An 18,365-nucleotide genomic window follows, 5' to 3' on the forward strand; every position below is an offset into this window, starting at 1 on the left:
TCTTCAGATCCGGTACCGTATCTACCCATGGAGCTCATCGCCCTGGGGGACAGGGGCCAAGACATGGTCAGGGCAGCGACCTACGAGCGGCAAAGCCACCGTAGCGAGACTGACAGCCAGGCGTCACCGCAGATGCAGCGTGAAAAGAGTGTCGCGTTCATCAAGTCACAAAACAACTGGACGCACGTCGACACGGACTACTCCGACGTCGGGCTGTCGGGCTATGACCCCAACGTCGTCCGCCCCGGCTTCGAGCGGCTCATGGCGGACGCGAAGGCGGGGAAGTTCGACGTCGTAGTGATCTACATGCTCTCCCGATTGACCCGCCAGGGCGCCGCCGAAGCGCTACGAATTCAGCAGGAGTTGGCGAAGTGCGGAGTCGCGCTCGTCTCCACACAAGAGCCCTTCATCAACACGTCCGACGATAACCCCTTCGGTGTCGCCTTCTTCGCCCTCATTGCCGGCCTGGCACACCAGGAGTCGAAGAACAAGAGCAAGTTCATTCGCGACTCCTTCGCAAAGCTCCGGGCGAAGGGGAGTCACTCCAGCGGTCCCGTGCCCTTCGGATTCCAGGCCGTTCCCGTGAATGTCGACGGGCTAACGGTGCGCATCCTCAGCCCCGGAGCTGAGGGCGGGAAGGAGTTGGGTCCGGAATCTTCGCCGGCCGACGCTGTGAAGTTCATGATCTCAAAGGCTCTTGACGGGGCCAGGGTGAACGCCATTGCGACGAAGCTGACGGAACTGCGTGTCCCGACGGCGCTCGCGAGCCTGGACGACGAGGCTGCAGCCGCACGACGGAAGGTCGCAGCACGACGTCGAAAGAGCGGCCCAGCGGACGAGGCGGGGCTCGAATGGTCCCCGACCGTCGTCCTGCGTGTCCTGCGCGACCCACGATTGGCGGGCTTCGCCATCGGCCCCGTCGACCAGAAGACGAAGCGGAGGACCATCATGCGCGATGACGAGGGCGCTCCGATCCAACCGCACACGGGCTTCATGACCGCCACTGAGTGGTACCGCCTGCAACAGATCCTGGACGGCCGGAAGCAGGAACGCCGACGCGACCGGACGGGGGAGCGGACGCTACTTGGCTCGTGGGGCATCCTGCGGTGCGGGCGCTGCGAATCCGGACTTACCGTCGCGCGGGCCACCGAAAGCTACGTCTGTAACCTCCGGCGCTCCGTGGGTGACGAGCCGAAGCACGTGCTTCGCGTCGGCATGGACCATGCGGACTCCATCGTCGCGCAACGCGTGTGGGCGCGACTGGGAGCCCTGGACCCGTCGGACCCGGACGACATCGAGTGGCTTTCCGTGGCAGCTGAGCGATTCGCTGTGCAAGGCGCGGACCCGGAAGCAGCTGCGGAGTTGGCGGAGCAGGAGGCTCAGCTCCAGCACGTTCAGCAGAGCATGGAGGAGCTCTACGCCGACCGTCGCGACGGACTCTACGAGGGCAAGACGGGGCGCACGGCCTTCGCCGACACGATCCGGAAGTATCAGCAGCATGAGGAACGCTGTGCAGAACGGATCGCGGAGCTCACGTCGTCCGCCACGTCATCCGCACGGCTTCCCGTTGACGAGTGGTTCGCCGACAGCGACGGTGACCCATTCGCCCCGGGCGGGCTGTGGGAGAGATGGGACGTCGACGAGAGGCGCGCCTTCCTGGCTCTGTTCGTCGATCGGGTGACGGTAGCGGCGTCCGAGACGAAGCAGGGGCCGGCGAAGGAGCGCGCAGAGAAGCGAATTGAGGTCCACTGGGCGACGCGAGAGGTCGAAGAAGAGGACACTCAGGTAACGAACTGATAACAGTGCGGAACGTGCCGGAAGCCGCCTCCGGCCTCCTCGTCGCCCTCCGCGTCCGCCCCGTCGACGTCAGGGAGAGGCCGCCTCGTCCACAGGCTCCTGTGGATAACTGCGCAGAGTGAGCAGTGGAGTTGATCTGGCTGCGCTGAGTGATCGCTGAGCGCCAGACTGGGTCCAAAGTGCCAAACTAACCCCTACTTTCAAGTCTCTCTATAACGCGTTAAGAGGGAAGTGAAAATAGGGGTTAGTTTGTCATTCTGTCCCGCAGTCTGGCGGGAGGACGAGCAAGATCAACAAAGTGATACACGCGCCCCATAACCAATGTAGAGGGAAAGTGCGCGACGCCGGCGACTGGCGCGGCGTCCCACTCCCTCCGACGGCCGGCGCCGCTCCTGCGCTCCCGACCTCTCCTCCGGTAGAGCGCGGTTGCAGCGGCCCCGGTCGTCCCATAATTTTCCCGTCGACGTCCAAGGGACGGACGACGGGGGAGGTGGATGCGTGCCCGAGCTGTAACCAGGCCGAAGGGTGACACCGGATAGGACGGGGAGACCGGCTCCGGGTAGCCAACGGTCGACGCGCCGTGGGTTCGAATCCCACCCATCCACTGACGAACCGGAGCGATGCGCACGCTTGCGCGGTAGCTCAGTCAGGCAGAGCGCTCGTGAGGGGATAGTCACCCCTTGCGAGAGGGCGTGGGTTCAAATCCCACCCGCGACGGCTCGTCACACACCTTTCGTAGCTCAATGGTCTAGAGCCCCGCGTTGTGGTCGCGGTGATCCCGGTTCGACTCCGGGCGGAGGGACGCGGACCCGGCAGGGTCTAGCTTGTTGGTCTCGTAGCTCAGCCTGGACAGAGCGCCGTACTACGGATGCGGTGGGCGGAGGTTCGAATCCTTCCGGGACCACGTAGGGGTTGGGAGGTGTCGACGTCAGGGGAGGCCGCACGCGGAGCCCTGACGGACCGGGGTTCGATTCCCCGCAACTCCACTGCTGTAGCACGAGGCGCCGGTAACGGGGCTACTTGCCGTGCATAGAGGTCGTGGTTTCGGTGCTGTCATCGTGGCGCGACGGCCGACACCCGGGCCTCACGGTCCGGACGAGCGTTGAGCCCTGGGAGGCAAGCGGGCCTGTAAAGCCTGCGTCTTCGGACTAGCGTGGTTCGATTCCACGGCGGCGCACTAGGTACGGGGCTGCTTCGGCAGGAAAATCCTCCTCCCCGGACGTCGGTGCCTGAACGGATGCGGGTCACCCGTAGAGATCGCAGGAGCGGCTCGACGTCGAATGGGCGTAGCTCAGTGGTAGAGCAGCGGTCTCCAAAACCGTCCACGGAGGTTCGATTCCTCCCGCCTGTGCGTAACCCACCCCGTTCCTTGTGGGCGGGGTTTTGCCTCCGTAGCTCAGCCTGGCTAGAGCGCCTCTTTCGTAATGAGGAAGTCGCGGGTTCGAATCCTGCCGGGGGCCCTGTTAGGGGCGACCTCACAGAGGCCGCCCCGTCGCTCAGGTCAGACAGTCCGCCGGATGTACTGCAGGACGGCCATACCGCCCGTGAACGTAGCCGCGAGGGTGCTGCCGCTGGCGGCGAAGATCTCCATCGGACTGCACTCGGTCGCTATGGCGACGAAGGCGGCGCCTGCTGACGTCACGGTAGATCCGAGTGCGACGATCGCGACGTTACGCACCGGATGGGCGCACGTCTGAGGGGGATTGGTGGTCAACGCTTCTCCAAGACTGCTCGCTCACTCGCTGAAGATCCAGCGAGGCGCACAACGGGCTATGGAGCCCGACACCAGCGGGTTGCTGGCAAAGGCGCGTTCGGCGAAGCGGTCAATGGAACCTCCAGGGTGCGGACCTTCGGCACCACGGTAGCGACACACCAACTCCACAGCAAACGGGACGTAGTTCAGAGGTCAGAGCGCCCGGTTTGGGACCGGGAAGTCGCGCGTTCGAATCGCGCCGTCCCGACTTGACACAACCCTCTCGACAACGAGAGGGAAGACGCAACCGATGCCCCGCCGGAGGCCCGGAAGAGGGCCGACCATCCGGAGCCACCATGCCTCGCGTAACCGTTCCCGTCCTGCAGCTCACCCGCGCCGGCGTCACACTGACCCAGACCACGGGCGACGCGACCAACAACCACTACGTCGACAACGACGGATCCACGGCTCTCATCGTGGAGAACGCTGGCGCCTCGTCGCGCGTCGTGACGTTCCACATCGTGACGAAGGTCGACGGATTCACCGTCCCGCCGCGTACCGAGACGCTCGCGGCCGGAGAAAAGCAGGCGTTCGGACCGTTCCCGCTGGCTGAGTACGGCGGGAAGTTGAAGATCGACGTCGCGCACGCGGACCTGAAGCTGACGGCCATCAGGATCTGACCCAGAGACCGGCCCCGCCGCGGAGGACGACAACCCTCACCCGCGAGCGGGGCTGAGCTATTTCAGGCGCTGTAGTCGTACTGCAGGATGAAGACGGCAGCATCCATGACGAGCTCGCTCAGCTCCACCATGGAGCCGCCCTCGTCGACGGCCAGGCGCCGCTCACAGAGGACGACCGCATCACCGCGGAGGCTCAGCGCCTGTCGCTCATGAGCTGTCGCTGAGCGCGCCGTGACGTTGGACTGAAAGCGCACTGGAGCGCGCCCCAACTCGATGAGACGAGCGAAGACGCCGCCCGGTCCTGTGTCCTCCTGCTCGATGGCGGATCCCTTTGCGATGTCGGCCGGCACGTGGGACGCCGCCAGCATCACAGGGCAGCCGTCGACCACATACCGTCGCGACCGTGCGACGACGAGGGCGCCGGCAGGGATGCTCAGCGCGTCCGCGACGTACTCCGACGCAGGCTCCCGACCGACGGACACGCGGTCGACGACGAGCGCGTCAGGGTCCACGTCATCGACCCATACAGACTTTCCCGCGCCCCACACTTCGCGAGACATGCGGCCCGACCGGCGCCGGATCCGCGGGGTGGACGACGAGGCACGGACGAAGACGCCAGCACCCTTGCGAGCGTCGGTGAGCCCCTCCGCCTGCAGAACGCTGAGCGCCTGGCGCGCTGTCATTCGCGCGACGCTGTAGCGCTCCATGAGCTCGTTCTCACCGGGCAAACGATCGCCCGCGACGAGGCGTCCCCCGATGATCTCTGACCGGAGGTCGTCCGCGATGCGCTGATACTTCGGGTGGGACGGCATGGGACGAGCCTAGTCCGTTCGCCGGAACGTCAGCGTGAACGCCCGCTGGAGCCCCTCGCCTTCGACGTCCTGATGTTCCAGGCGCCATCCGATGGCCTCCACCTTCGCGATAGCCTCCGCGACGTCCGTGTCCCGTTTCGTCGGGGCGGGGTAGAACTTGCGGACGAAGATCATGTCTCCCCGCTTGAACGCCTCACCGGCAGCAACGTCTATCGGCGGTATGGCTAGCTTCTTCAACAGCTTCTTCAGCATGCGCGCAGCGTAAGCCATGGACCCGGACGAGGGAGGCGGAATGGCGTGGGCAGGAAGTAACCGCCGGAGCCGACTTCCGAAGGACTGGGCTCGCACCGTGCGCCGCATCAAGCGCCGCGACGGCTACCGATGCATGACGGTCTTCGAAGTCTCCGGACGCTGTACGCAGCCCGGAACCGACGTCGACCACATCATCCCCGGTGACGATCACCGGGACGAGAACCTGCAACTCCTGTGCTCCTGGTGCCACACCCAGAAGAGCGCCCGGGAAGGCGGCGAAGCAGCCGCGAAGACGCGCGTGAAGACATCACGCCCGAAGCCGACGCATCCCGCGTTGGAGGACTGATGGCAGACACCATGCGCGCCGGCATCCCGGTGTACGCGCACCCCGCGACGGACAGTCGCTCATGGGCCGCCCTGGCGACGCCGGAGCTTCCCGTGTTGTGGATCGTGGTCAACCAGAACAGCGGCCCCGGAGATCCGGAAGACACCGACCTGACGGACGCTGTGAAAGCGACCATCGCGGCCGGCGTCAAGGCATGCGGCTACGTCGACCAGAACTACGGGGCGGTTGTGGACTTCACCGTCGTGGAGCAGGCGACGGAGTGGGTCTCCCGCGGAATCAAGGGCGTCTTCCTGGACCGCGTTTCTTCGCAGGCCGAAGATCTGCAGGACGTCGGGATGACGGTGCTCCGTCTGCGGAAGGCCGGGGTGGAGTACGTCGTTCTCAACTGCGGCACCCTACCGGCTCCTGGGTACCTGGACATCGCAGACGTGGTGGTCACGTACGAGGGCAGCATGAGCGCATACCGTGCGCTGAGCGTGCCGGAGTGGACGCAGAGCTACCCGCCTGAGCGCATGGCCCACCTGATCTACGAGGCCGCATCTGCTGACGTGGTGGAGGCTGTAGCCCTGGCGCGTAGGCGTGGTGTGCACCACGTGTATGTGACCGCGGGTACCTTCGCCAGTGGTAACCCATGGGCAGGACTGCCCACCTACTGGGCCACGCTGGTAGCCGCACTCACACGCTACCCTGCGAGACCTACCCACAGGTGGGCCCGGTGAGTGGCGCCCACGTGGTGCTGGTGGAGGACGACGACGCTGGCGAAGGTGGAGTCATCGTGACTCGCGTGTTCGTCAACGGCGTTGATGTTGGAGCTGTTGCTGAAGCTCCGAAGATCAATGTCGGGACGAAGAGCGCAGGGACGATCACGACGCTCACGCTGACGTTGATCCCTTCGCGCGTAGAGATCAGGGGCGAGCACGCTGACGGTGATCGTCGCGAGCCGAGAGCCGGCTTCACGGCCAAGATCGACTAGCCCATAGGGCAGGGGGTGACCCCTGGCGGGCCACCCTCCAGACCGTCAAGGTGCTGGGTCTCGCTGTCTGTACGGGTCTGGGGGATCCGGACGAGGCTCGAAGGACGCCGGCGCTGGCGGCCCGGGAGACGCCCGCACAGGGCCTCCTAGGGGCATCTGAGCGCCACGGGAGGCGCGAAGTGTGACTCGCCGGCGCTGATCCCTTGGCGTATCGCTGCAGGTGAGAGGCTTGAAAGTGTGACACGTCCCCGTTAGGATAGAGCCATGTCAATGACCAGCCCTCCCCGCTATGACTGCCCGTTCTGCAAGATCGTGCGAGGTGAGGCACCAGCTGATGTGGTGCACGAGTGGTCCGACGCGCTTGCGTTCGTGCCGCTCAACCCGGTCACGCCAGGGCATGTGTTGGTGATCCCGCGGGTGCACGTTGCGGACGTTGGCCACGACCCCGAAGTCAGTGCCGCCGCAATGCGACGAGCTGCCGAGTTGGCGGCTGACACATTCTGCAACGTCATCACCTCGCGCGGATCCGCGGCAACGCAGACGGTGTTTCACCTGCACTACCACGTAGTTCCCCGACGCCCTGGCGATGCGCTGTCGCTTCCTTGGGACGTTCGATGACCACGCGAACCTGCGAGATGTGCCCGGAGCCGATGCCGATCACGGCACGGTCTCACGCGCGCACCTGCTCGCCTCGCTGCCGGAAGGCGCTATCCCGCGCACTGAAGGCGAACGCGCTGCCCCTCGAACTGACGACCCGCGACAGGTGGGTTCGACGATCCGCGACGAAGGCGCCGCTTACGATTGCCGGCAGGGCAGCGAGCAGCACCGACCCGCGGACGTGGAGCACGCACGCAGAAGCCGCCTTGTCGACGGCCGGCGTCGGCCTGGGCTTCGTCCTCTCCGACGTCGACGACGTGGTCTGCCTTGACCTGGACCACTGTCGTAACCCGCTTACGGGCCGCCTGGCGCCGTGGGCCGCAGCCATTCTCCGCGACGCGGGGGCCACCTACGTAGAGGTCTCCCCGTCCGGCGACGGACTGCACATCTGGGGCCGCGCCGACGTCCGCCATGGACGCCGCATCCGCCGCCCCGACGGCACGGCCGTAGAGATCTACGGGACCGGCCGCTACATCGCAATGACGGGGCGCCGACATGGCTCTTCCCCGTCCATCCTCGCGGACCTCTCCGCGGTGGTTTCCAAGCTGACGGCCAGGTAGCTCCCGACAGGGGACGGTACGGCCGTTCCTGACCCGGGAGGTACCCATGACGCCGTCTGTTGGGCGCGTTGTCCACTACGTCAGTTACGGCACGCCTGGCGGCGAGTACACATCGCAGTGCCGGGCCGCAATCATCACTGCGGTTCACGATACGGACCCTGTGCCTGAGCACGGCGTGCCCTATGTCGATCTCTGCGTACTCAACCCCACTGGTGTGTTCTTCAGTCAGGACTGTCGGTACGACGAGTGGGACGGCACGGACATGGTTCCGGGTGCGCTACCGCAGGGCGGCTCCTGGCACTGGCCGGAGCGCGTCTGATGGCCGGCCGCGGACCCGCTCCGAAGGACCCGACGAAGCGCCGCCGGCGCAACGCCGCAGACCCGATGACGACCCTCACCCCTGACGACGAGCTGCGCGGCCCGGAGCTTCCTGCCGGCGTCCTGGGCGAAGAGGACGGCGTCCCCGTCGACTGGCACCCCATGACGAAGCTGTGGTGGGACTCCTGGCGGACGTCCCCGCAGGCTCAGACCTTCATGGAGACAGACTGGCTCTTCCTTATCGACACCGCCCTGATGCACCACACGATGTGGGCGAAGGGCCGATGGGAGTTTGCCTCTGAAGTCCGTCTCAGGGCCGCCAAATTCGGCGCTACGCCAGAGGACAGAGCGAGGCTGAAGCTGAAGGTCGACGAGCCCACAAGCGCCCGTCAAACGCCCGCTCAGCAGCCCGCCAACGTCTCTGACATCAACTCGCGCAGGGCGCGCCTCACAGGCTAGGAGGCCGGATGCCGCGCGCTATCGTGCGCGCCCCCGGTCATGACCGCTCCCGCTCCCTGGGCTGGCTGTCGGTCGCATGGATGGAGTACTTCGTTGTGCACGGCCCTGGCGACGTCCAGGGCATGCCCGTGCGCCACGGTGACGAGTACACAGGCTTCGTCGTCGACTGCTACGGCCTTGACGAGGACGGCCGACGCTTCTACGACTCCGGGTTCTTCAGCCGTCCGAAGGGCTGCGACAAGTCCGGACTAGGCGCGCGTCTGGGTCTCTTCGAAGCGCTCGGACCCTGCCGTTTCGACGGCTGGGCTGAAGGCGGGGAGGTCTACCGCGACCCGTGGGGTCTGGGCTTCGAGTACGTCTACGAGCCTGGCGAGCCCATGGGCCGGCCCGTCAGCGTCCCGTACATCCGGATCATGGCCACTGAAGAGGGCCAGACCGGCAACGTGTACGACACCATCCACTACAACCTGACCGACGAGGACGCGCGACTCTCGCACGTTCCGGGCGTAGACCCGGGACTGACAAAGATCAACCTTCCCGACGGCGGAGAGATCACGCCGTCTACCGCCTCGTCTTCCTCGAAGGACGGCGGTAAAGAGACCTTCGTCGTCTTCGACGAGACTCACCTGTACAACACTCCTGAGCTGCGGCGCATGTACGCCACGGTGACCCGAAACCTTCGGAAGCGTAAGCGCCTCGCGGAACCCTGGTACCTCGAAACCACGACGATGTTCGCCCCCGGGCAAGACTCCGTCGCGGAGAAGACCTACGAGGAAGCCGAAGCGATCCGTGAGGGTCGGAAGAAGCGTGGTCGCGCGCGTCTGATGTACGACCATCGCTACGGCGAGTGCAAGGACCTCAAGAACGAGGCCGAACTTCGGGCCGCCCTCATCGACGCCTACGGCGACGCCATGGAGTGGATGGACCTGGAGTCGCTCGTCGACGACTTCTACGACACCCGCAACGACTCTGCCGACGGCCGGCGCTACTTCCTCAACTCCCGGACCGTCGCTTCCGATGCGTGGATGGACCCCGATGCGTGGGCCCTCTGCCGACGCACGGAGGAGATAGCCGCGGGCGACCTGATCACGCTGGGCTTCGACGGATCCATCCGTGACGACGCCACAGCGCTGACAGCCTGCCGCGTCTCCGACGGCCACCTGATGCTGCTCGGATGCTGGGAGAAGCCGGAAGGGCCGGAGGGCGAAGGCTGGCAGGTCGACCGGGAGTCCGTTGACTCAGCCGTCGCTCGCGCCTTCGACCGATACGAGATCTGCGGCTTCTACGCCGACCCGCCGCACTGGCAGGACTACGTGGACCGCTGGACCGCGGACTTCGGCGAAGACCTCCAGGTACGCGCCACGCAGGCGCGCCCGCTGGAGTGGTGGACCAACCGCCCGACGGCCATGGAATCGGCGCTCAACCGCTTCACGGAGGCCGTCGATGACAAGGGGCTGTCCCACGCGGAATCCCTGGACCCTGACGAGCAGTCGGAGCACCTGAAGCGCGGTGCGACGCTCTCCCGCCACGTGAAGAACGCCCGTCGACGGCCGATGGGGCGCAACCACATGGGCATCGGCAAGGAGCACCCGAAGAGCCCGAAGAAGATCGACGCCGCCATGAGCGCCGTACTCGCCTACGAGTGCCGCGCGGACGCCGTCGCTGCAGGAATCACGAAGCGCAAGAAGCGCTCGTCCCGTCTAGTCGCCTTCTGAGGGAGGTCCGTAAGTGCCTATCGACGCGTCGAAGGTGGAGTCTCCCGGATGGTGGCTGAAGAGGCTCGGTAAGCAGCTCCTGGGCGAGCGGGACGACTCCCGCGACACCGACGGTGAGACAACCCCGGGGCTCGACACCCTGAAGAAGTACGCCGAAGGTCGGCCTCCGCTCCCGCACGTCCCCGGTATCGACCCGCGGGAAGTCGCGGAGTGGATGAAGGACGCCCGGACCAACTGGACGTCCCTCGTCATCGACTCCCCGGTAGAGCGCATGGGCGTCGACGGATTCCGCTTCGGCAAAGCCAAGGGATCGAAGTCCGCGAAGACGGCCGACGACGACGCGAACCGCATCTGGCAAGAGAACGGCATGGACGCGGACTCAGACCTCGTCCATTACGGCGCTCTCAGCCAGCGGCGGGCCTTCGTGCTCGTCGAACCGGACGAGGACACGGGCCGACCGGTCCTTACCCACGAGACGCCCCGCCAGGTGGCTGTGGAGCACGCGCAGGGCAGCCGTCGCAAGCTGGCTGCCGGCCTGAAACTCTGGCGCGACGACTGGACCGGGAACACGCGCGCGACGCTGTGGACGCCCGACAAGGTCTACGAGTTCACCACGAAGACGGAGGCCCCGATCTTCGCCAGTGGCGCCGCCACACTCCGGGGATGGGACGCCTGCGCGCTCCCGAACGCGGACGACGGCAGCCGCCCGAACACGCTGGGTGTCGTCCCCCTCGTCCCCTTCGTCAACCGACGTAGCCGGCGCCCTGAAGGCTTCGCGGAGCACGAGGACGTGCTGACGATCCAGAACCGCATCAATCTGTCCCTGATCAACCTCATAGCCGCCATGAAGTACGGCGCCTTCAGGCAGCGTTACGCCGCCGGCCTGGAGGTCGACGAGGATCCGATCACCGGCAAGCCGATCCAGCCCTTCCAGCTGGATATCCGGAAGCTGTGGACGACGGACAACCCCGACGTGAAGTTCGGTGAGTTCAGCGCGACCGACCTGAAGCCCTACGTCGCGGCTGTCGAGTCGGCCGTTCAGGATCTGGCTGCCATCAGCCGCACGCCCCCTCACTATCTGCTCGGACAGGTCGTCAACGTCTCTGGCGACGCCCTGAAGGCCGCGGAAACGGGCCTCGTCTCGAAGGTCCGCGACAGACAGCGTGCCTTCGGTGAGAGCTGGGAGTCCGTCATGCGCCTGGCCTTCCGGGTGCTGGGCGACGAGACGAAGGCCGACGCCTACGACGCTGAGACGCTCTGGCGCGACCCTGAGTCCCGCAGCCTCAGCGAACTGGCAGACGCGGCCGTGAAGAAGAAGGCGGCCGACGTCCCATGGCGGCAGCGCATGGAGGACATGGGTTACACGCCACAGGAGATCGCCCGCATGGAGATCGACCGCGCGGCCGACGCCCTGAACGCGACTCCGCCCGCGGACCCGACGCAGCCTCCGCAGCTCCAGGCCGTCCCGCGCGACCCGCGGCCCGTGATCGGACGAGGAAGCGCCGATGACGCTGACGCGGCTTGACCGGCAGTACGGAACGGCCGTGCGCGGCGTATGGGTATCGACCCTGGGCCGCGTCGGCCGCTCCTGGACTGACCTAGGGTCCTGGCGCGAAGGCGACGTCCGGCGATTCCAGCGCACGGCACTCCCGACGCTGCTCGCCGGCCAACGTCAGGTGGCGTCGCTGACGGCGACCTACCTGGAGCGGCTCTACCGCGAGATTGCCGACGAGGACCATCGCGCGAGCCTGGACTTCGACGACGTTACGGGCCGCGCGCTTCGCGGCGTCGACCCCGAAGAGGTCTACGAACGGCCCTTCAAAGAGGTCTGGACGGCGCTGTCGAAGGGCACGCCACTGGATGCCGCGCTGGCGCAGGGCGCGAATCGCCTGGAGACCCTCGCGAAGACGGATCTGCAGCTCGCCCGGACCCATACGGTCCGGGAGGTCACCGCGGATCAGCCTGGTGTGGAGTACACCGTCCGCGAACTGCAGGGCGAGTACGACTGCGCGCTATGCATGATCGCGTCGACCCAGCGCTACCACAAGAAGGACCTAGCGCCGATCCACCCCGGATGCGACTGCCTCGTCAAGACAGTCCGCTCCGACTACGACCCGGGCCAGGTCATCGACGAAGAGCGCTTGGAGCGCATTCACGAGCTCGTCGAAGAGGCGCTGGGCAAGGCGGACCGCGGAGGCCGAGCCGTCGACTACCGAAAGATCATCATCGCCAACGATCACGGCGAAATCGGTCCCGTTCTGGGTTACCGGGGACAGCACTTCACGTCCAGAGACGACCTGAACATTCCAACTTGATAGGGGCGGGGTTGGCATTCGACGCATGCTCAGTGGGGTGGTGCACGCGGACGGCCACGAAGCGGGGGTTCTGCTCCGGCCACTACAAGCGGCACCGCAAGGGTGCAGACATGGATGCACCGTGGAAGGGCGGAGACCGAACTAAGCCGTGCTCAGTCGACGGATGCAGTCTGACCTCTGAATCGCAGGGGATGTGCTCTAGGCACTACCAGCGTGCGGCGGACGGCGTACCACTTGACCAGGAATGGCGCGGATACGGGACCTACCGGTTCACGGCTCCTGACGGCTACGTGATGGTCAGTAGTCCAGGCTCCGACAGGTACGTCCGGGAGCATCGTCTCGTGATGGCAGACGTGCTGGGCCGGCCGCTTCGTCCGAACGAGAACGTCCACCACAAGAACGGTGTTCGCCACGACAACCGCCCGGAAAACCTGGAGCTTTGGGTCACTACCCAACCCAGCGGGCAGCGCCCTGCGGACCTAGTCCAGTGGGCGCGGGAAATCCTCGCTCTCTACGGCGACGACTGCCCCGCCAACGACCAACCTTCCGACCTGACGCCCGCCATGGGCTGACGACTCCCGACAGGGGATACCCACATGCCACGTCGCACTCTGCCGCGCCACCGTGCGCTGCTCACGCTCGCTTCCCAGCCCTGGACCCTCTACGAGGCCCCTCCGGGCGACGGGGGAGGCGGTGGTGGCGGTAACACGCCGACGCTGAACGAGCACGGCTATCCCGACGGTACGCCCGTCGCAGACATGGAGCCGACGCATCAGGTGGCGTACTGGAAGCACCACGCGCGTAAGCACGAGCAGCGCGCCAACACCGCTCCGGACGCCACGGAGCTGCAGCGCCTGAAGGACCGTGACGCGGCCCTGAAGAAGCTCGAAGACGAGCAGCTGACCGACGCGCAGCGAATCCAGGCGGAGAAGGACGCGGAAGTCGCGCGAGCGACGGCAGCCGAGACCACAGCCGCACAGGCGGTGCGCAAGGCGCTCGTCCTGGAGATCGCGCTCGACAAGGGCCTGACCGTCGCGCAGGCGAACCGGCTCCAGGGCTCCACGAAGGAGGAGCTGGAGGCCGACGCCGACGAGCTCCTGAAGCTGTTCGGCGGCAACGCCGGCGACAAGGGCGACAAGGGCGGCTCCGGCTACCGCTCCGGCGGCAACCGCGGGGGCGACGTCGGCGGAGCCAAGACAACCGCCACGGGCGCGGAGCGCTACCGCCAGCGCCACGGAAAGCAGTCATAACTAGTCCACTGGAGGACACATGGACCTCAGCCTGAAGGTTGAGTCTTTCACGCAGGACCGTCGGGACTGGCTGGGGTCCGCCCACGGCACCGACGCTCCCGTTTCGGTGACGCTGGACGTCTCCAAGTTCACCGCCAACACGCACTACCCGAGCGGCTACATCAAGAGCGGTATCCCGCTCGGCAAGGTGACGGCATCGGGCAAGTACGGCCCCTACGACAACGCCGCGAGCGACGGCCGTGAAGTCTGCGTGGGTTTCCTGTTCACCGCGCAGGACGTCGACGCCCGACGTGTCGCGTCGACGAGCGTCGTGGGTTCGATGCTCATTCACTGCTTCATCCGCGAGGCGAAGCTCCCCGTGACCATCGACGCCAACGGCAAGGCGGACGTCGCCGGCCGCATCATCTTCGTCTGAGAGGTAGAGCATGCAGCTCTTCACTGAGTACGCCACGCCGGCGGAACTGACCGGCTACGCGCGTGAGGCCCTCCGGGACCGGGAGGAGAACCAGTTCTCCCTCAACCGCTGGCTGCCGAACGACACGATCAACGACCTGACCTTCCGCTTCAACCGTGGAGGGGGTGGCCTCGTGGAGGCTGCCGTCTTCCGGGCGTACGACGCTGAGTCGGACATCGGTTCCCGGGCCGGCGGAGCGCGGGTCACGGGCGAACTGCCTCCGATCTCCCGCAAGATGCCCGTTGGCGAGTACGAGCAGATCCGCATGCGGAACGTCGACTCGCAGAAGGACGAGATCCGCGACGCCATGGAGTCCGACTCCGTGAAGCTCGTCAGCGCCATCGCCGCGCGAATGGAGCTCGCCCGTGGTGAGGCCCTCTTCACCGGCGCTGTCGCCCTGAACGAGAACGGCGTCCAGGCTGGCGTCAACTTCGGACGATCTGCGTCCCACTCCGTCACGGCCGCGACCGTGTGGTCCGACACGGAGAACGCCGACGTCTACGACGAGCTTCAGGCGTGGCTCGATGTCTACAACACCACCAACGGTGGGCTGCCGGCGCACACGCTGATGTCGAGGAAGATCTACAACTTCCTGAAGCGGAACAAGCAGCTCCGTGAGCTCGCCTTCCGCGGCGCGTCGACGGCTCCGACGGTCCTCACGCGCGACGCGCTGAATGCCGTCCTGGGCGACTTCGACATCCCGCCCGTCGTCATCTACGACGCCAAGGTGTCCGTCGGTGGCGTCGCCACGCGCGTGACCCCGGAGGACAAGATCCTCTTCCTGCCTGAGCAGGGTGACGCGGCCGGTAAGACGCTCTGGGGCGTCCCGGTGGAGGCGAACGACCCGCGGTACGGCCTCCAGGGCGACGCGGCCGGTGTGGCCGTCGGTGGCTACAAGAGCGAGGACCCGCAGACCGTGTGGACCCGTGCGACTGCCATTGCGCTCCCCGTCGTCGCGGCTCCGGACCTCACCTTCGTGGCTGACGTCCTGTCCTCCTGATCAGAAACGTGAGGCACTCACGCATGGCCAAGCTAGCGGCGATCGTCCATGTGACGGACGAGAACGGAGTGAGCCACGCGTTCACCCCGGCTGACGAGGTCCCAGCGTGGGCCGCGTCGAAGATCACCAACCCGAAGGCGTGGGCGGAAGCTCCGGAGGTCTCCGCAAGTCGACTGACGGAGCCCGCCCCGCCCGTGAAGAAGGCGCCGGCCAAGCGCGCCGCGCCCCGACGGAAGGCGGCGCAGGATGGCACTGTTCGCGGCGACTGAGCTGCGCGTCCTCCTGAAGCGCCCGCTGACGGACGAAGAGTGCGAGCTCGCACACGAGCTGACGGCCGACGCCTTCTACGGCGAAGTGGGGGACCGGCTGACGGATCCCCCACAGCGGGGCGTAAAGACCGTAGCCCTAATGGTCGCCTCCCGGATCCTGACCAACCCTGGCGGGGTCCGCAGCGAGCAGGCGGGCGGCATGCTCGTGTCCTACGCCGACTCAGAAACCGGCATCGTCCTGTCCGATGATGAGCGACGCCGGCTCCGTCGGGCCGTGGGCCTGGCGTCCGGCGCCTCATCCCTGGACATCGCGCCGGAGGATGTGTGCCCGCCTATATCGGTCTGGAGGGCGCTGTGAGCCTGATCGGCGCCCTGATGAGCGAGACAGTCACGATCGAGCGCGCGGGCAGTAAGGTCCGCGACTCGACAGGGAGTTTCGTCGACGGGCCGAAGGTGGCAATCACCGTGCACTACTGCGCGGTGATGAGCCCCTACGGCGTCACCGTGGGCTCGTCCAACGAGACACACAACGCCAGCGAGACGGTCGTCACGGACCGCGTACTAGCGGCCCCGCTGGGCACCGACGTGCGGCCCGGAGACTTCGTCGTCCAGGCCGACGGAACACGCTGGCAGGTCGAAGGCCGGCCGCTCGTGTTCCCCCTGACGTCGCTCGCGCGCGTGGAGGCGCAACTGAAGGAGGTGATCGGCTGATGGCGCAGTTCCGCTCGAAGTACACCGGCCGATACTCCGGTATCGGCTCCATGCTCCAGCGCCCCGGTATGCAGCGCGCGTGTAAGGACGCCGCAATCAAGCTGATGGGGCTGGCTGAAGGCGTGTCCCCGACGGGTGACCCGGAAGAGGACCGTCACCCGGGCCTGTACCGCGCATCGTTCGACGTAGTTCCGATCTACAAGAACGTCCCCTTCCGCGGCAAGCCACGCATCCGGCCAGGCGCCCGACTGATCAACACCGCACCGCACGCCTGGCGCGTGGAGAAGGGCGACGGGCGAGTCCCGCGGTATGCCCCGATGCAGCGGGCCATTGACGCACTGAAGGTGACGCGTGGCTGACATCGAAGCGGTACTAGCGCCGTGGGTAGAGGCCACCTTCGACGCCACGGGCGCCAGCGCAACGCCGGACGACCTTCAGGACAGGCTTCCGTTCATCCGCGTGGAGCGGGTTGGCGGGAGCGACGACCGGTTCAAGGGCCGCCCGCGCGTGGCCGTCGACGTCTTCGCCGCAACGGCGGACGAGGCGCGGACGCTGGCCAACGACGTGAGGGACGCTCTGCTCTTCCTGCGCGGCCCTGTCAACGGCGCAGTCATCAGTGACGTCCGATGCGACTCCGGGCCCTCCCGGCAGCCGTGGGCGAATCCTGAGATCCACCGTCGCGGAGCTACGTACACGGTGAGCCTCCGGGACGCCTAACCCCCTGAAACCAACGACCCGAAGCCACGCCGGCGTTCGGGCCTTTCGCATGCCCTGGAGGGCTCATGGCGGACACCCGCAATGCCGATCTGACGTTCGGCGCAACCGACTATCTCGTGTACGCGGCGGCTGTGAACACCGCTGCTCCGTCGGCCTTCGCCGACCCCACCACCCCCTGGATCAACCTGGGGTGGATCACCACGGAAGGCGGCCTCTTCAAGATCGAGGAAGAGAGCCAGGACGTGGAGGCGGCTGGCTCTCTGGAGCCCATTCGCACCCTGATGACGAAGAGCGTCAAGAGCACGCAGGTCACCTTCCTGGAGGGCCTGAACCCGATGGTGCGGAGCCTGTACGACAACGTCCCGCTTGCCTCCCTGGAGCCGACGACGGACATCGCGGAGTACACGCTCCCCGACAAGCCGGCCGACCTTCGCTATGCCTTCATCTTCGACACGATGGACGGCACGAAGCGGATGCGGCTCTACATGCCGAACGGCAAGGTCACGGAGCGCGGCGACGAGCAGCCGCAGACGACCGACGTCATGCCGGTCCAGATGACCTTCAAGTTCTACAAGGGCGCCGGCAACACGGCGGCCGTGAAGCGCTCGCTGAAGTACGGCGGCGTTGACGTCTCCAGCTTCTTCCCGGAGGCGTAAGCCCCACATGCCAGCGGAGCCCTGTACCGCGCGGGTCCGGGGCTCCGCTCATCACTCACGCAAGACCTGACCCGCGCATCCCACATCACTGAGAGGCAGACCCGCGCATGTCTGAGACCACCACCACCCCCGCTGAGGCGCAGGAGAACGAGGCCACCGACGGCTACGGCACGGCAAAGCTTCTGGGCAAGGAGCTCCGCGTCAAGAACGTGGCGCAGTGGCGTCCGTCCTACCTCCGTGCGCTCCGACTGGGCGACTACGACACGTGGGCGGCCGGCGCACTGCACGAGGACGACGTTCAGACCTTCATCGACCTGGACGCCACCTTCGAGGAGATCAACGAGTTCACCGCCGACGCCATGAATGCCGCGGGGGAGACCCCGGGAAAGTCTGGCGGACCCTCCACATCGCGGAGGAGCACGCGGAAGCGCTAGAGGCCGACCTGGCGTTCCGCGGTATTGATCTCCTGGACTTCTACCGCGGACGCCTGTCGATCCGGCGACTTCGCATCCTGATCGACCACCTTCCGCCGGAGTCAGCGACGAAGACGGCCATCCGTAACAGCGTGACCCCGGAGCAGATGGCGCAAGCGCAGGAGCAGAGCGACCACCGGCCCGATCAGGCGCAGTGGAGCAACCTCGAACTCCTCGTCGCGGGACTGACGGACCGAATTCAGGTCCTGACGAATGTCTCCATCGCAGCCGCCGGCGGGAAGCCGCCTGAATTCAGGC

26 protein-coding genes, 6 tRNA genes, 1 other RNA gene and 1 pseudogene are annotated in these 18,365 nt (G+C 66.5%); 31 read left to right on the forward strand and 3 right to left on the reverse strand.

What is annotated here, in order from left to right:
- Positions 1-27 precede the first annotated feature (27 nt).
- The 8 genes and pseudogenes from ACIQMR_RS35010 to ACIQMR_RS35045 all read left to right on the forward strand — a co-directional run bounded on the left by ACIQMR_RS35010 (position 28) and on the right by ACIQMR_RS35045 (position 3,257).
- Positions 28-1,797: a recombinase family protein gene (locus tag ACIQMR_RS35010; RefSeq protein ID WP_401396246.1), complete on the forward strand. Its 1,770-nt coding sequence runs from the start codon at positions 28-30 to the stop codon at positions 1,795-1,797.
- 490 nt (positions 1,798-2,287) lie between these two features.
- Positions 2,288-2,403 (forward strand): annotated as a pseudogene (locus ACIQMR_RS35015).
- Positions 2,404-2,428: 25 nt separating this feature from the next.
- Positions 2,429-2,515 (forward strand) — tRNA-OTHER (locus tag ACIQMR_RS35020).
- An 11-nt stretch (positions 2,516-2,526) separates the two neighbouring features.
- Positions 2,527-2,599: transfer RNA gene (locus ACIQMR_RS35025), tRNA-His, on the forward strand.
- Positions 2,600-2,626: 27 nt separating this feature from the next.
- A tRNA-Arg gene (locus ACIQMR_RS35030) sits at positions 2,627-2,701 on the forward strand.
- A 4-nt stretch (positions 2,702-2,705) separates the two neighbouring features.
- Positions 2,706-2,786: a transfer-messenger RNA gene (gene ssrA, locus ACIQMR_RS35035) on the forward strand.
- Positions 2,787-3,077: 291 nt separating this feature from the next.
- Positions 3,078-3,148: transfer RNA gene (locus tag ACIQMR_RS35040), tRNA-Trp, on the forward strand.
- A 34-nt stretch (positions 3,149-3,182) separates the two neighbouring features.
- Positions 3,183-3,257: transfer RNA gene (locus ACIQMR_RS35045), tRNA-Thr, on the forward strand.
- Between the two features lie 41 nt (positions 3,258-3,298).
- Here ACIQMR_RS35045 and ACIQMR_RS35050 read toward each other — a convergent pair.
- On the reverse strand, positions 3,299-3,439 hold the full coding sequence (locus ACIQMR_RS35050) for a hypothetical protein (RefSeq protein ID WP_401396249.1): 141 nt from the start codon (positions 3,437-3,439) through the stop codon (positions 3,299-3,301).
- A gap of 246 nt (positions 3,440-3,685) precedes the next feature.
- Between ACIQMR_RS35050 and ACIQMR_RS35055 the strand changes: the two genes are divergently transcribed.
- Positions 3,686-3,758 (forward strand) — tRNA-Pro (locus ACIQMR_RS35055).
- Positions 3,759-3,846: 88 nt separating this feature from the next.
- Positions 3,847-4,170: a hypothetical protein gene (locus ACIQMR_RS35060; protein WP_401396252.1), complete on the forward strand. Its 324-nt coding sequence runs from the start codon at positions 3,847-3,849 to the stop codon at positions 4,168-4,170.
- Between the two features lie 62 nt (positions 4,171-4,232).
- Here the strand turns inward: ACIQMR_RS35060 and ACIQMR_RS35065 are convergent, their stop codons facing one another.
- A complete protein-coding gene (locus ACIQMR_RS35065; RefSeq protein WP_401396255.1) occupies positions 4,233-4,982 on the reverse strand; it encodes a GntR family transcriptional regulator in 750 nt (249 codons plus the stop codon).
- Between the two features lie 9 nt (positions 4,983-4,991).
- Entirely contained in the window at positions 4,992-5,234 is a 243-nt protein-coding gene (locus ACIQMR_RS35070) for a hypothetical protein (RefSeq protein WP_401396258.1), read from the reverse strand.
- A 97-nt stretch (positions 5,235-5,331) separates the two neighbouring features.
- Here ACIQMR_RS35070 and ACIQMR_RS35075 point away from each other — a divergent pair, with 97 nt between their 5' ends.
- The 21 genes from ACIQMR_RS35075 to ACIQMR_RS35175 all read left to right on the forward strand — a co-directional run bounded on the left by ACIQMR_RS35075 (position 5,332) and on the right by ACIQMR_RS35175 (position 18,068).
- Positions 5,332-5,580: an HNH endonuclease gene (locus tag ACIQMR_RS35075; protein WP_401396261.1), complete on the forward strand. Its 249-nt coding sequence runs from the start codon at positions 5,332-5,334 to the stop codon at positions 5,578-5,580.
- Positions 5,580-6,299 carry a spherulation-specific family 4 protein gene (locus ACIQMR_RS35080; RefSeq protein WP_401396263.1) on the forward strand — a complete coding sequence of 240 codons (720 nt, stop codon included), beginning with the start codon at positions 5,580-5,582 and terminating at the stop codon, positions 6,297-6,299. The genes ACIQMR_RS35075 and ACIQMR_RS35080 overlap by 1 nt, the downstream gene beginning before the upstream one ends.
- The gene (locus ACIQMR_RS35085; protein WP_401396266.1) at positions 6,296-6,553 is read left to right on the forward strand and encodes a hypothetical protein; all 258 of its coding nucleotides are present in this window, start codon (positions 6,296-6,298) and stop codon (positions 6,551-6,553) included. Before ACIQMR_RS35080 ends, ACIQMR_RS35085 begins: the two co-directional genes overlap by 4 nt.
- Positions 6,554-6,817: 264 nt before the next feature.
- On the forward strand, positions 6,818-7,171 hold the full coding sequence (locus tag ACIQMR_RS35090; RefSeq protein WP_401396269.1) for an HIT family protein: 354 nt from the start codon (positions 6,818-6,820) through the stop codon (positions 7,169-7,171).
- Positions 7,172-7,203: 32 nt separating this feature from the next.
- Entirely contained in the window at positions 7,204-7,770 is a 567-nt protein-coding gene (locus ACIQMR_RS35095; protein ID WP_401396507.1) for a bifunctional DNA primase/polymerase, read from the forward strand.
- 46 nt (positions 7,771-7,816) lie between these two features.
- The gene (locus ACIQMR_RS35100; RefSeq protein WP_401396272.1) at positions 7,817-8,089 is read left to right on the forward strand and encodes a hypothetical protein; all 273 of its coding nucleotides are present in this window, start codon (positions 7,817-7,819) and stop codon (positions 8,087-8,089) included.
- Positions 8,089-8,547: a hypothetical protein gene (locus ACIQMR_RS35105; RefSeq protein WP_401396275.1), complete on the forward strand. Its 459-nt coding sequence runs from the start codon at positions 8,089-8,091 to the stop codon at positions 8,545-8,547. Before ACIQMR_RS35100 ends, ACIQMR_RS35105 begins: the two co-directional genes overlap by 1 nt.
- An 8-nt stretch (positions 8,548-8,555) precedes the next feature.
- Positions 8,556-10,262, forward strand: a complete 1,707-nt coding sequence (locus ACIQMR_RS35110; protein ID WP_401396278.1) for a terminase — start codon at positions 8,556-8,558, stop codon at positions 10,260-10,262.
- Between the two features lie 13 nt (positions 10,263-10,275).
- Entirely contained in the window at positions 10,276-11,787 is a 1,512-nt protein-coding gene (locus tag ACIQMR_RS35115; protein WP_401396281.1) for a phage portal protein, read from the forward strand.
- On the forward strand, positions 11,768-12,577 hold the full coding sequence (locus ACIQMR_RS35120) for a hypothetical protein (RefSeq protein ID WP_401396284.1): 810 nt from the start codon (positions 11,768-11,770) through the stop codon (positions 12,575-12,577). The genes ACIQMR_RS35115 and ACIQMR_RS35120 overlap by 20 nt, the downstream gene beginning before the upstream one ends.
- A gap of 344 nt (positions 12,578-12,921) precedes the next feature.
- Positions 12,922-13,149, forward strand: coding sequence for an HNH endonuclease (locus tag ACIQMR_RS35125; protein WP_401396287.1), 228 nt, complete (start codon positions 12,922-12,924; stop codon positions 13,147-13,149).
- A 24-nt stretch (positions 13,150-13,173) separates the two neighbouring features.
- A complete protein-coding gene (locus ACIQMR_RS35130; protein ID WP_401396290.1) occupies positions 13,174-13,827 on the forward strand; it encodes a hypothetical protein in 654 nt (217 codons plus the stop codon).
- A 19-nt stretch (positions 13,828-13,846) separates the two neighbouring features.
- Positions 13,847-14,242 carry a head decoration protein gene (locus ACIQMR_RS35135; RefSeq protein ID WP_401396293.1) on the forward strand — a complete coding sequence of 132 codons (396 nt, stop codon included), beginning with the start codon at positions 13,847-13,849 and terminating at the stop codon, positions 14,240-14,242.
- A 10-nt stretch (positions 14,243-14,252) separates the two neighbouring features.
- Entirely contained in the window at positions 14,253-15,281 is a 1,029-nt protein-coding gene (locus ACIQMR_RS35140; RefSeq protein WP_401396296.1) for a major capsid protein, read from the forward strand.
- Positions 15,282-15,304: 23 nt separating this feature from the next.
- Positions 15,305-15,550 (forward strand): hypothetical protein, encoded by a 246-nt coding sequence (locus tag ACIQMR_RS35145; RefSeq protein WP_401396299.1) that lies wholly within the window; start codon positions 15,305-15,307, stop codon positions 15,548-15,550.
- On the forward strand, positions 15,528-15,908 hold the full coding sequence (locus tag ACIQMR_RS35150) for a hypothetical protein (protein ID WP_401396302.1): 381 nt from the start codon (positions 15,528-15,530) through the stop codon (positions 15,906-15,908). Before ACIQMR_RS35145 ends, ACIQMR_RS35150 begins: the two co-directional genes overlap by 23 nt.
- The gene (locus ACIQMR_RS35155) at positions 15,875-16,261 is read left to right on the forward strand and encodes a hypothetical protein (protein ID WP_401396304.1); all 387 of its coding nucleotides are present in this window, start codon (positions 15,875-15,877) and stop codon (positions 16,259-16,261) included. The genes ACIQMR_RS35150 and ACIQMR_RS35155 overlap by 34 nt, the downstream gene beginning before the upstream one ends.
- Positions 16,261-16,620 carry a hypothetical protein gene (locus tag ACIQMR_RS35160; RefSeq protein WP_401396307.1) on the forward strand — a complete coding sequence of 120 codons (360 nt, stop codon included), beginning with the start codon at positions 16,261-16,263 and terminating at the stop codon, positions 16,618-16,620. The genes ACIQMR_RS35155 and ACIQMR_RS35160 overlap by 1 nt, the downstream gene beginning before the upstream one ends.
- Positions 16,613-16,978 (forward strand): hypothetical protein, encoded by a 366-nt coding sequence (locus ACIQMR_RS35165; RefSeq protein WP_401396309.1) that lies wholly within the window; start codon positions 16,613-16,615, stop codon positions 16,976-16,978. Before ACIQMR_RS35160 ends, ACIQMR_RS35165 begins: the two co-directional genes overlap by 8 nt.
- 65 nt (positions 16,979-17,043) lie before the next feature.
- Positions 17,044-17,634: a phage tail protein gene (locus ACIQMR_RS35170; protein WP_401396312.1), complete on the forward strand. Its 591-nt coding sequence runs from the start codon at positions 17,044-17,046 to the stop codon at positions 17,632-17,634.
- 107 nt (positions 17,635-17,741) lie between these two features.
- A complete protein-coding gene (locus ACIQMR_RS35175; RefSeq protein ID WP_401396315.1) occupies positions 17,742-18,068 on the forward strand; it encodes a hypothetical protein in 327 nt (108 codons plus the stop codon).
- The last annotated feature ends 297 nt before the right edge of the window (positions 18,069-18,365 follow it).

This window comes from Streptomyces sp. NPDC091376, assembly GCF_044757085.1.
Classification (GTDB): Bacteria; Actinomycetota; Actinomycetes; order Streptomycetales; family Streptomycetaceae; genus Streptomyces; species Streptomyces pratisoli.

What these genes read in the sequence shown, in the direction of transcription:
- ACIQMR_RS35010 (WP_401396246.1), top strand. Translation starts at nt 28, where the DNA reads ATGGAGCTCATCGCCCTGGGGGACAGGGGCCAAGACATGGTCAGGGCA.
- ACIQMR_RS35060 (WP_401396252.1), top strand. Translation starts at nt 3,847, where the DNA reads ATGCCTCGCGTAACCGTTCCCGTCCTGCAGCTCACCCGCGCCGGCGTC.
- ACIQMR_RS35065 (WP_401396255.1), bottom strand. Translation starts at nt 4,982, where the DNA reads ATGCCGTCCCACCCGAAGTATCAGCGCATCGCGGACGACCTCCGGTCA.
- ACIQMR_RS35070 (WP_401396258.1), bottom strand. Translation starts at nt 5,234, where the DNA reads ATGCTGAAGAAGCTGTTGAAGAAGCTAGCCATACCGCCGATAGACGTT.
- ACIQMR_RS35080 (WP_401396263.1), top strand. Translation starts at nt 5,580, where the DNA reads ATGGCAGACACCATGCGCGCCGGCATCCCGGTGTACGCGCACCCCGCG.
- ACIQMR_RS35090 (WP_401396269.1), top strand. Translation starts at nt 6,818, where the DNA reads ATGTCAATGACCAGCCCTCCCCGCTATGACTGCCCGTTCTGCAAGATC.
- ACIQMR_RS35095 (WP_401396507.1), top strand. Translation starts at nt 7,204, where the DNA reads ATGCCGATCACGGCACGGTCTCACGCGCGCACCTGCTCGCCTCGCTGC.
- ACIQMR_RS35100 (WP_401396272.1), top strand. Translation starts at nt 7,817, where the DNA reads ATGACGCCGTCTGTTGGGCGCGTTGTCCACTACGTCAGTTACGGCACG.
- ACIQMR_RS35105 (WP_401396275.1), top strand. Translation starts at nt 8,089, where the DNA reads ATGGCCGGCCGCGGACCCGCTCCGAAGGACCCGACGAAGCGCCGCCGG.
- ACIQMR_RS35110 (WP_401396278.1), top strand. Translation starts at nt 8,556, where the DNA reads ATGCCGCGCGCTATCGTGCGCGCCCCCGGTCATGACCGCTCCCGCTCC.
- ACIQMR_RS35120 (WP_401396284.1), top strand. Translation starts at nt 11,768, where the DNA reads ATGACGCTGACGCGGCTTGACCGGCAGTACGGAACGGCCGTGCGCGGC.
- ACIQMR_RS35125 (WP_401396287.1), top strand. Translation starts at nt 12,922, where the DNA reads ATGGCAGACGTGCTGGGCCGGCCGCTTCGTCCGAACGAGAACGTCCAC.
- ACIQMR_RS35130 (WP_401396290.1), top strand. Translation starts at nt 13,174, where the DNA reads ATGCCACGTCGCACTCTGCCGCGCCACCGTGCGCTGCTCACGCTCGCT.
- ACIQMR_RS35135 (WP_401396293.1), top strand. Translation starts at nt 13,847, where the DNA reads ATGGACCTCAGCCTGAAGGTTGAGTCTTTCACGCAGGACCGTCGGGAC.
- ACIQMR_RS35140 (WP_401396296.1), top strand. Translation starts at nt 14,253, where the DNA reads ATGCAGCTCTTCACTGAGTACGCCACGCCGGCGGAACTGACCGGCTAC.
- ACIQMR_RS35145 (WP_401396299.1), top strand. Translation starts at nt 15,305, where the DNA reads ATGGCCAAGCTAGCGGCGATCGTCCATGTGACGGACGAGAACGGAGTG.
- ACIQMR_RS35150 (WP_401396302.1), top strand. Translation starts at nt 15,528, where the DNA reads ATGGCACTGTTCGCGGCGACTGAGCTGCGCGTCCTCCTGAAGCGCCCG.
- ACIQMR_RS35160 (WP_401396307.1), top strand. Translation starts at nt 16,261, where the DNA reads ATGGCGCAGTTCCGCTCGAAGTACACCGGCCGATACTCCGGTATCGGC.
- ACIQMR_RS35170 (WP_401396312.1), top strand. Translation starts at nt 17,044, where the DNA reads ATGGCGGACACCCGCAATGCCGATCTGACGTTCGGCGCAACCGACTAT.
- ACIQMR_RS35175 (WP_401396315.1), top strand. Translation starts at nt 17,742, where the DNA reads ATGTCTGAGACCACCACCACCCCCGCTGAGGCGCAGGAGAACGAGGCC.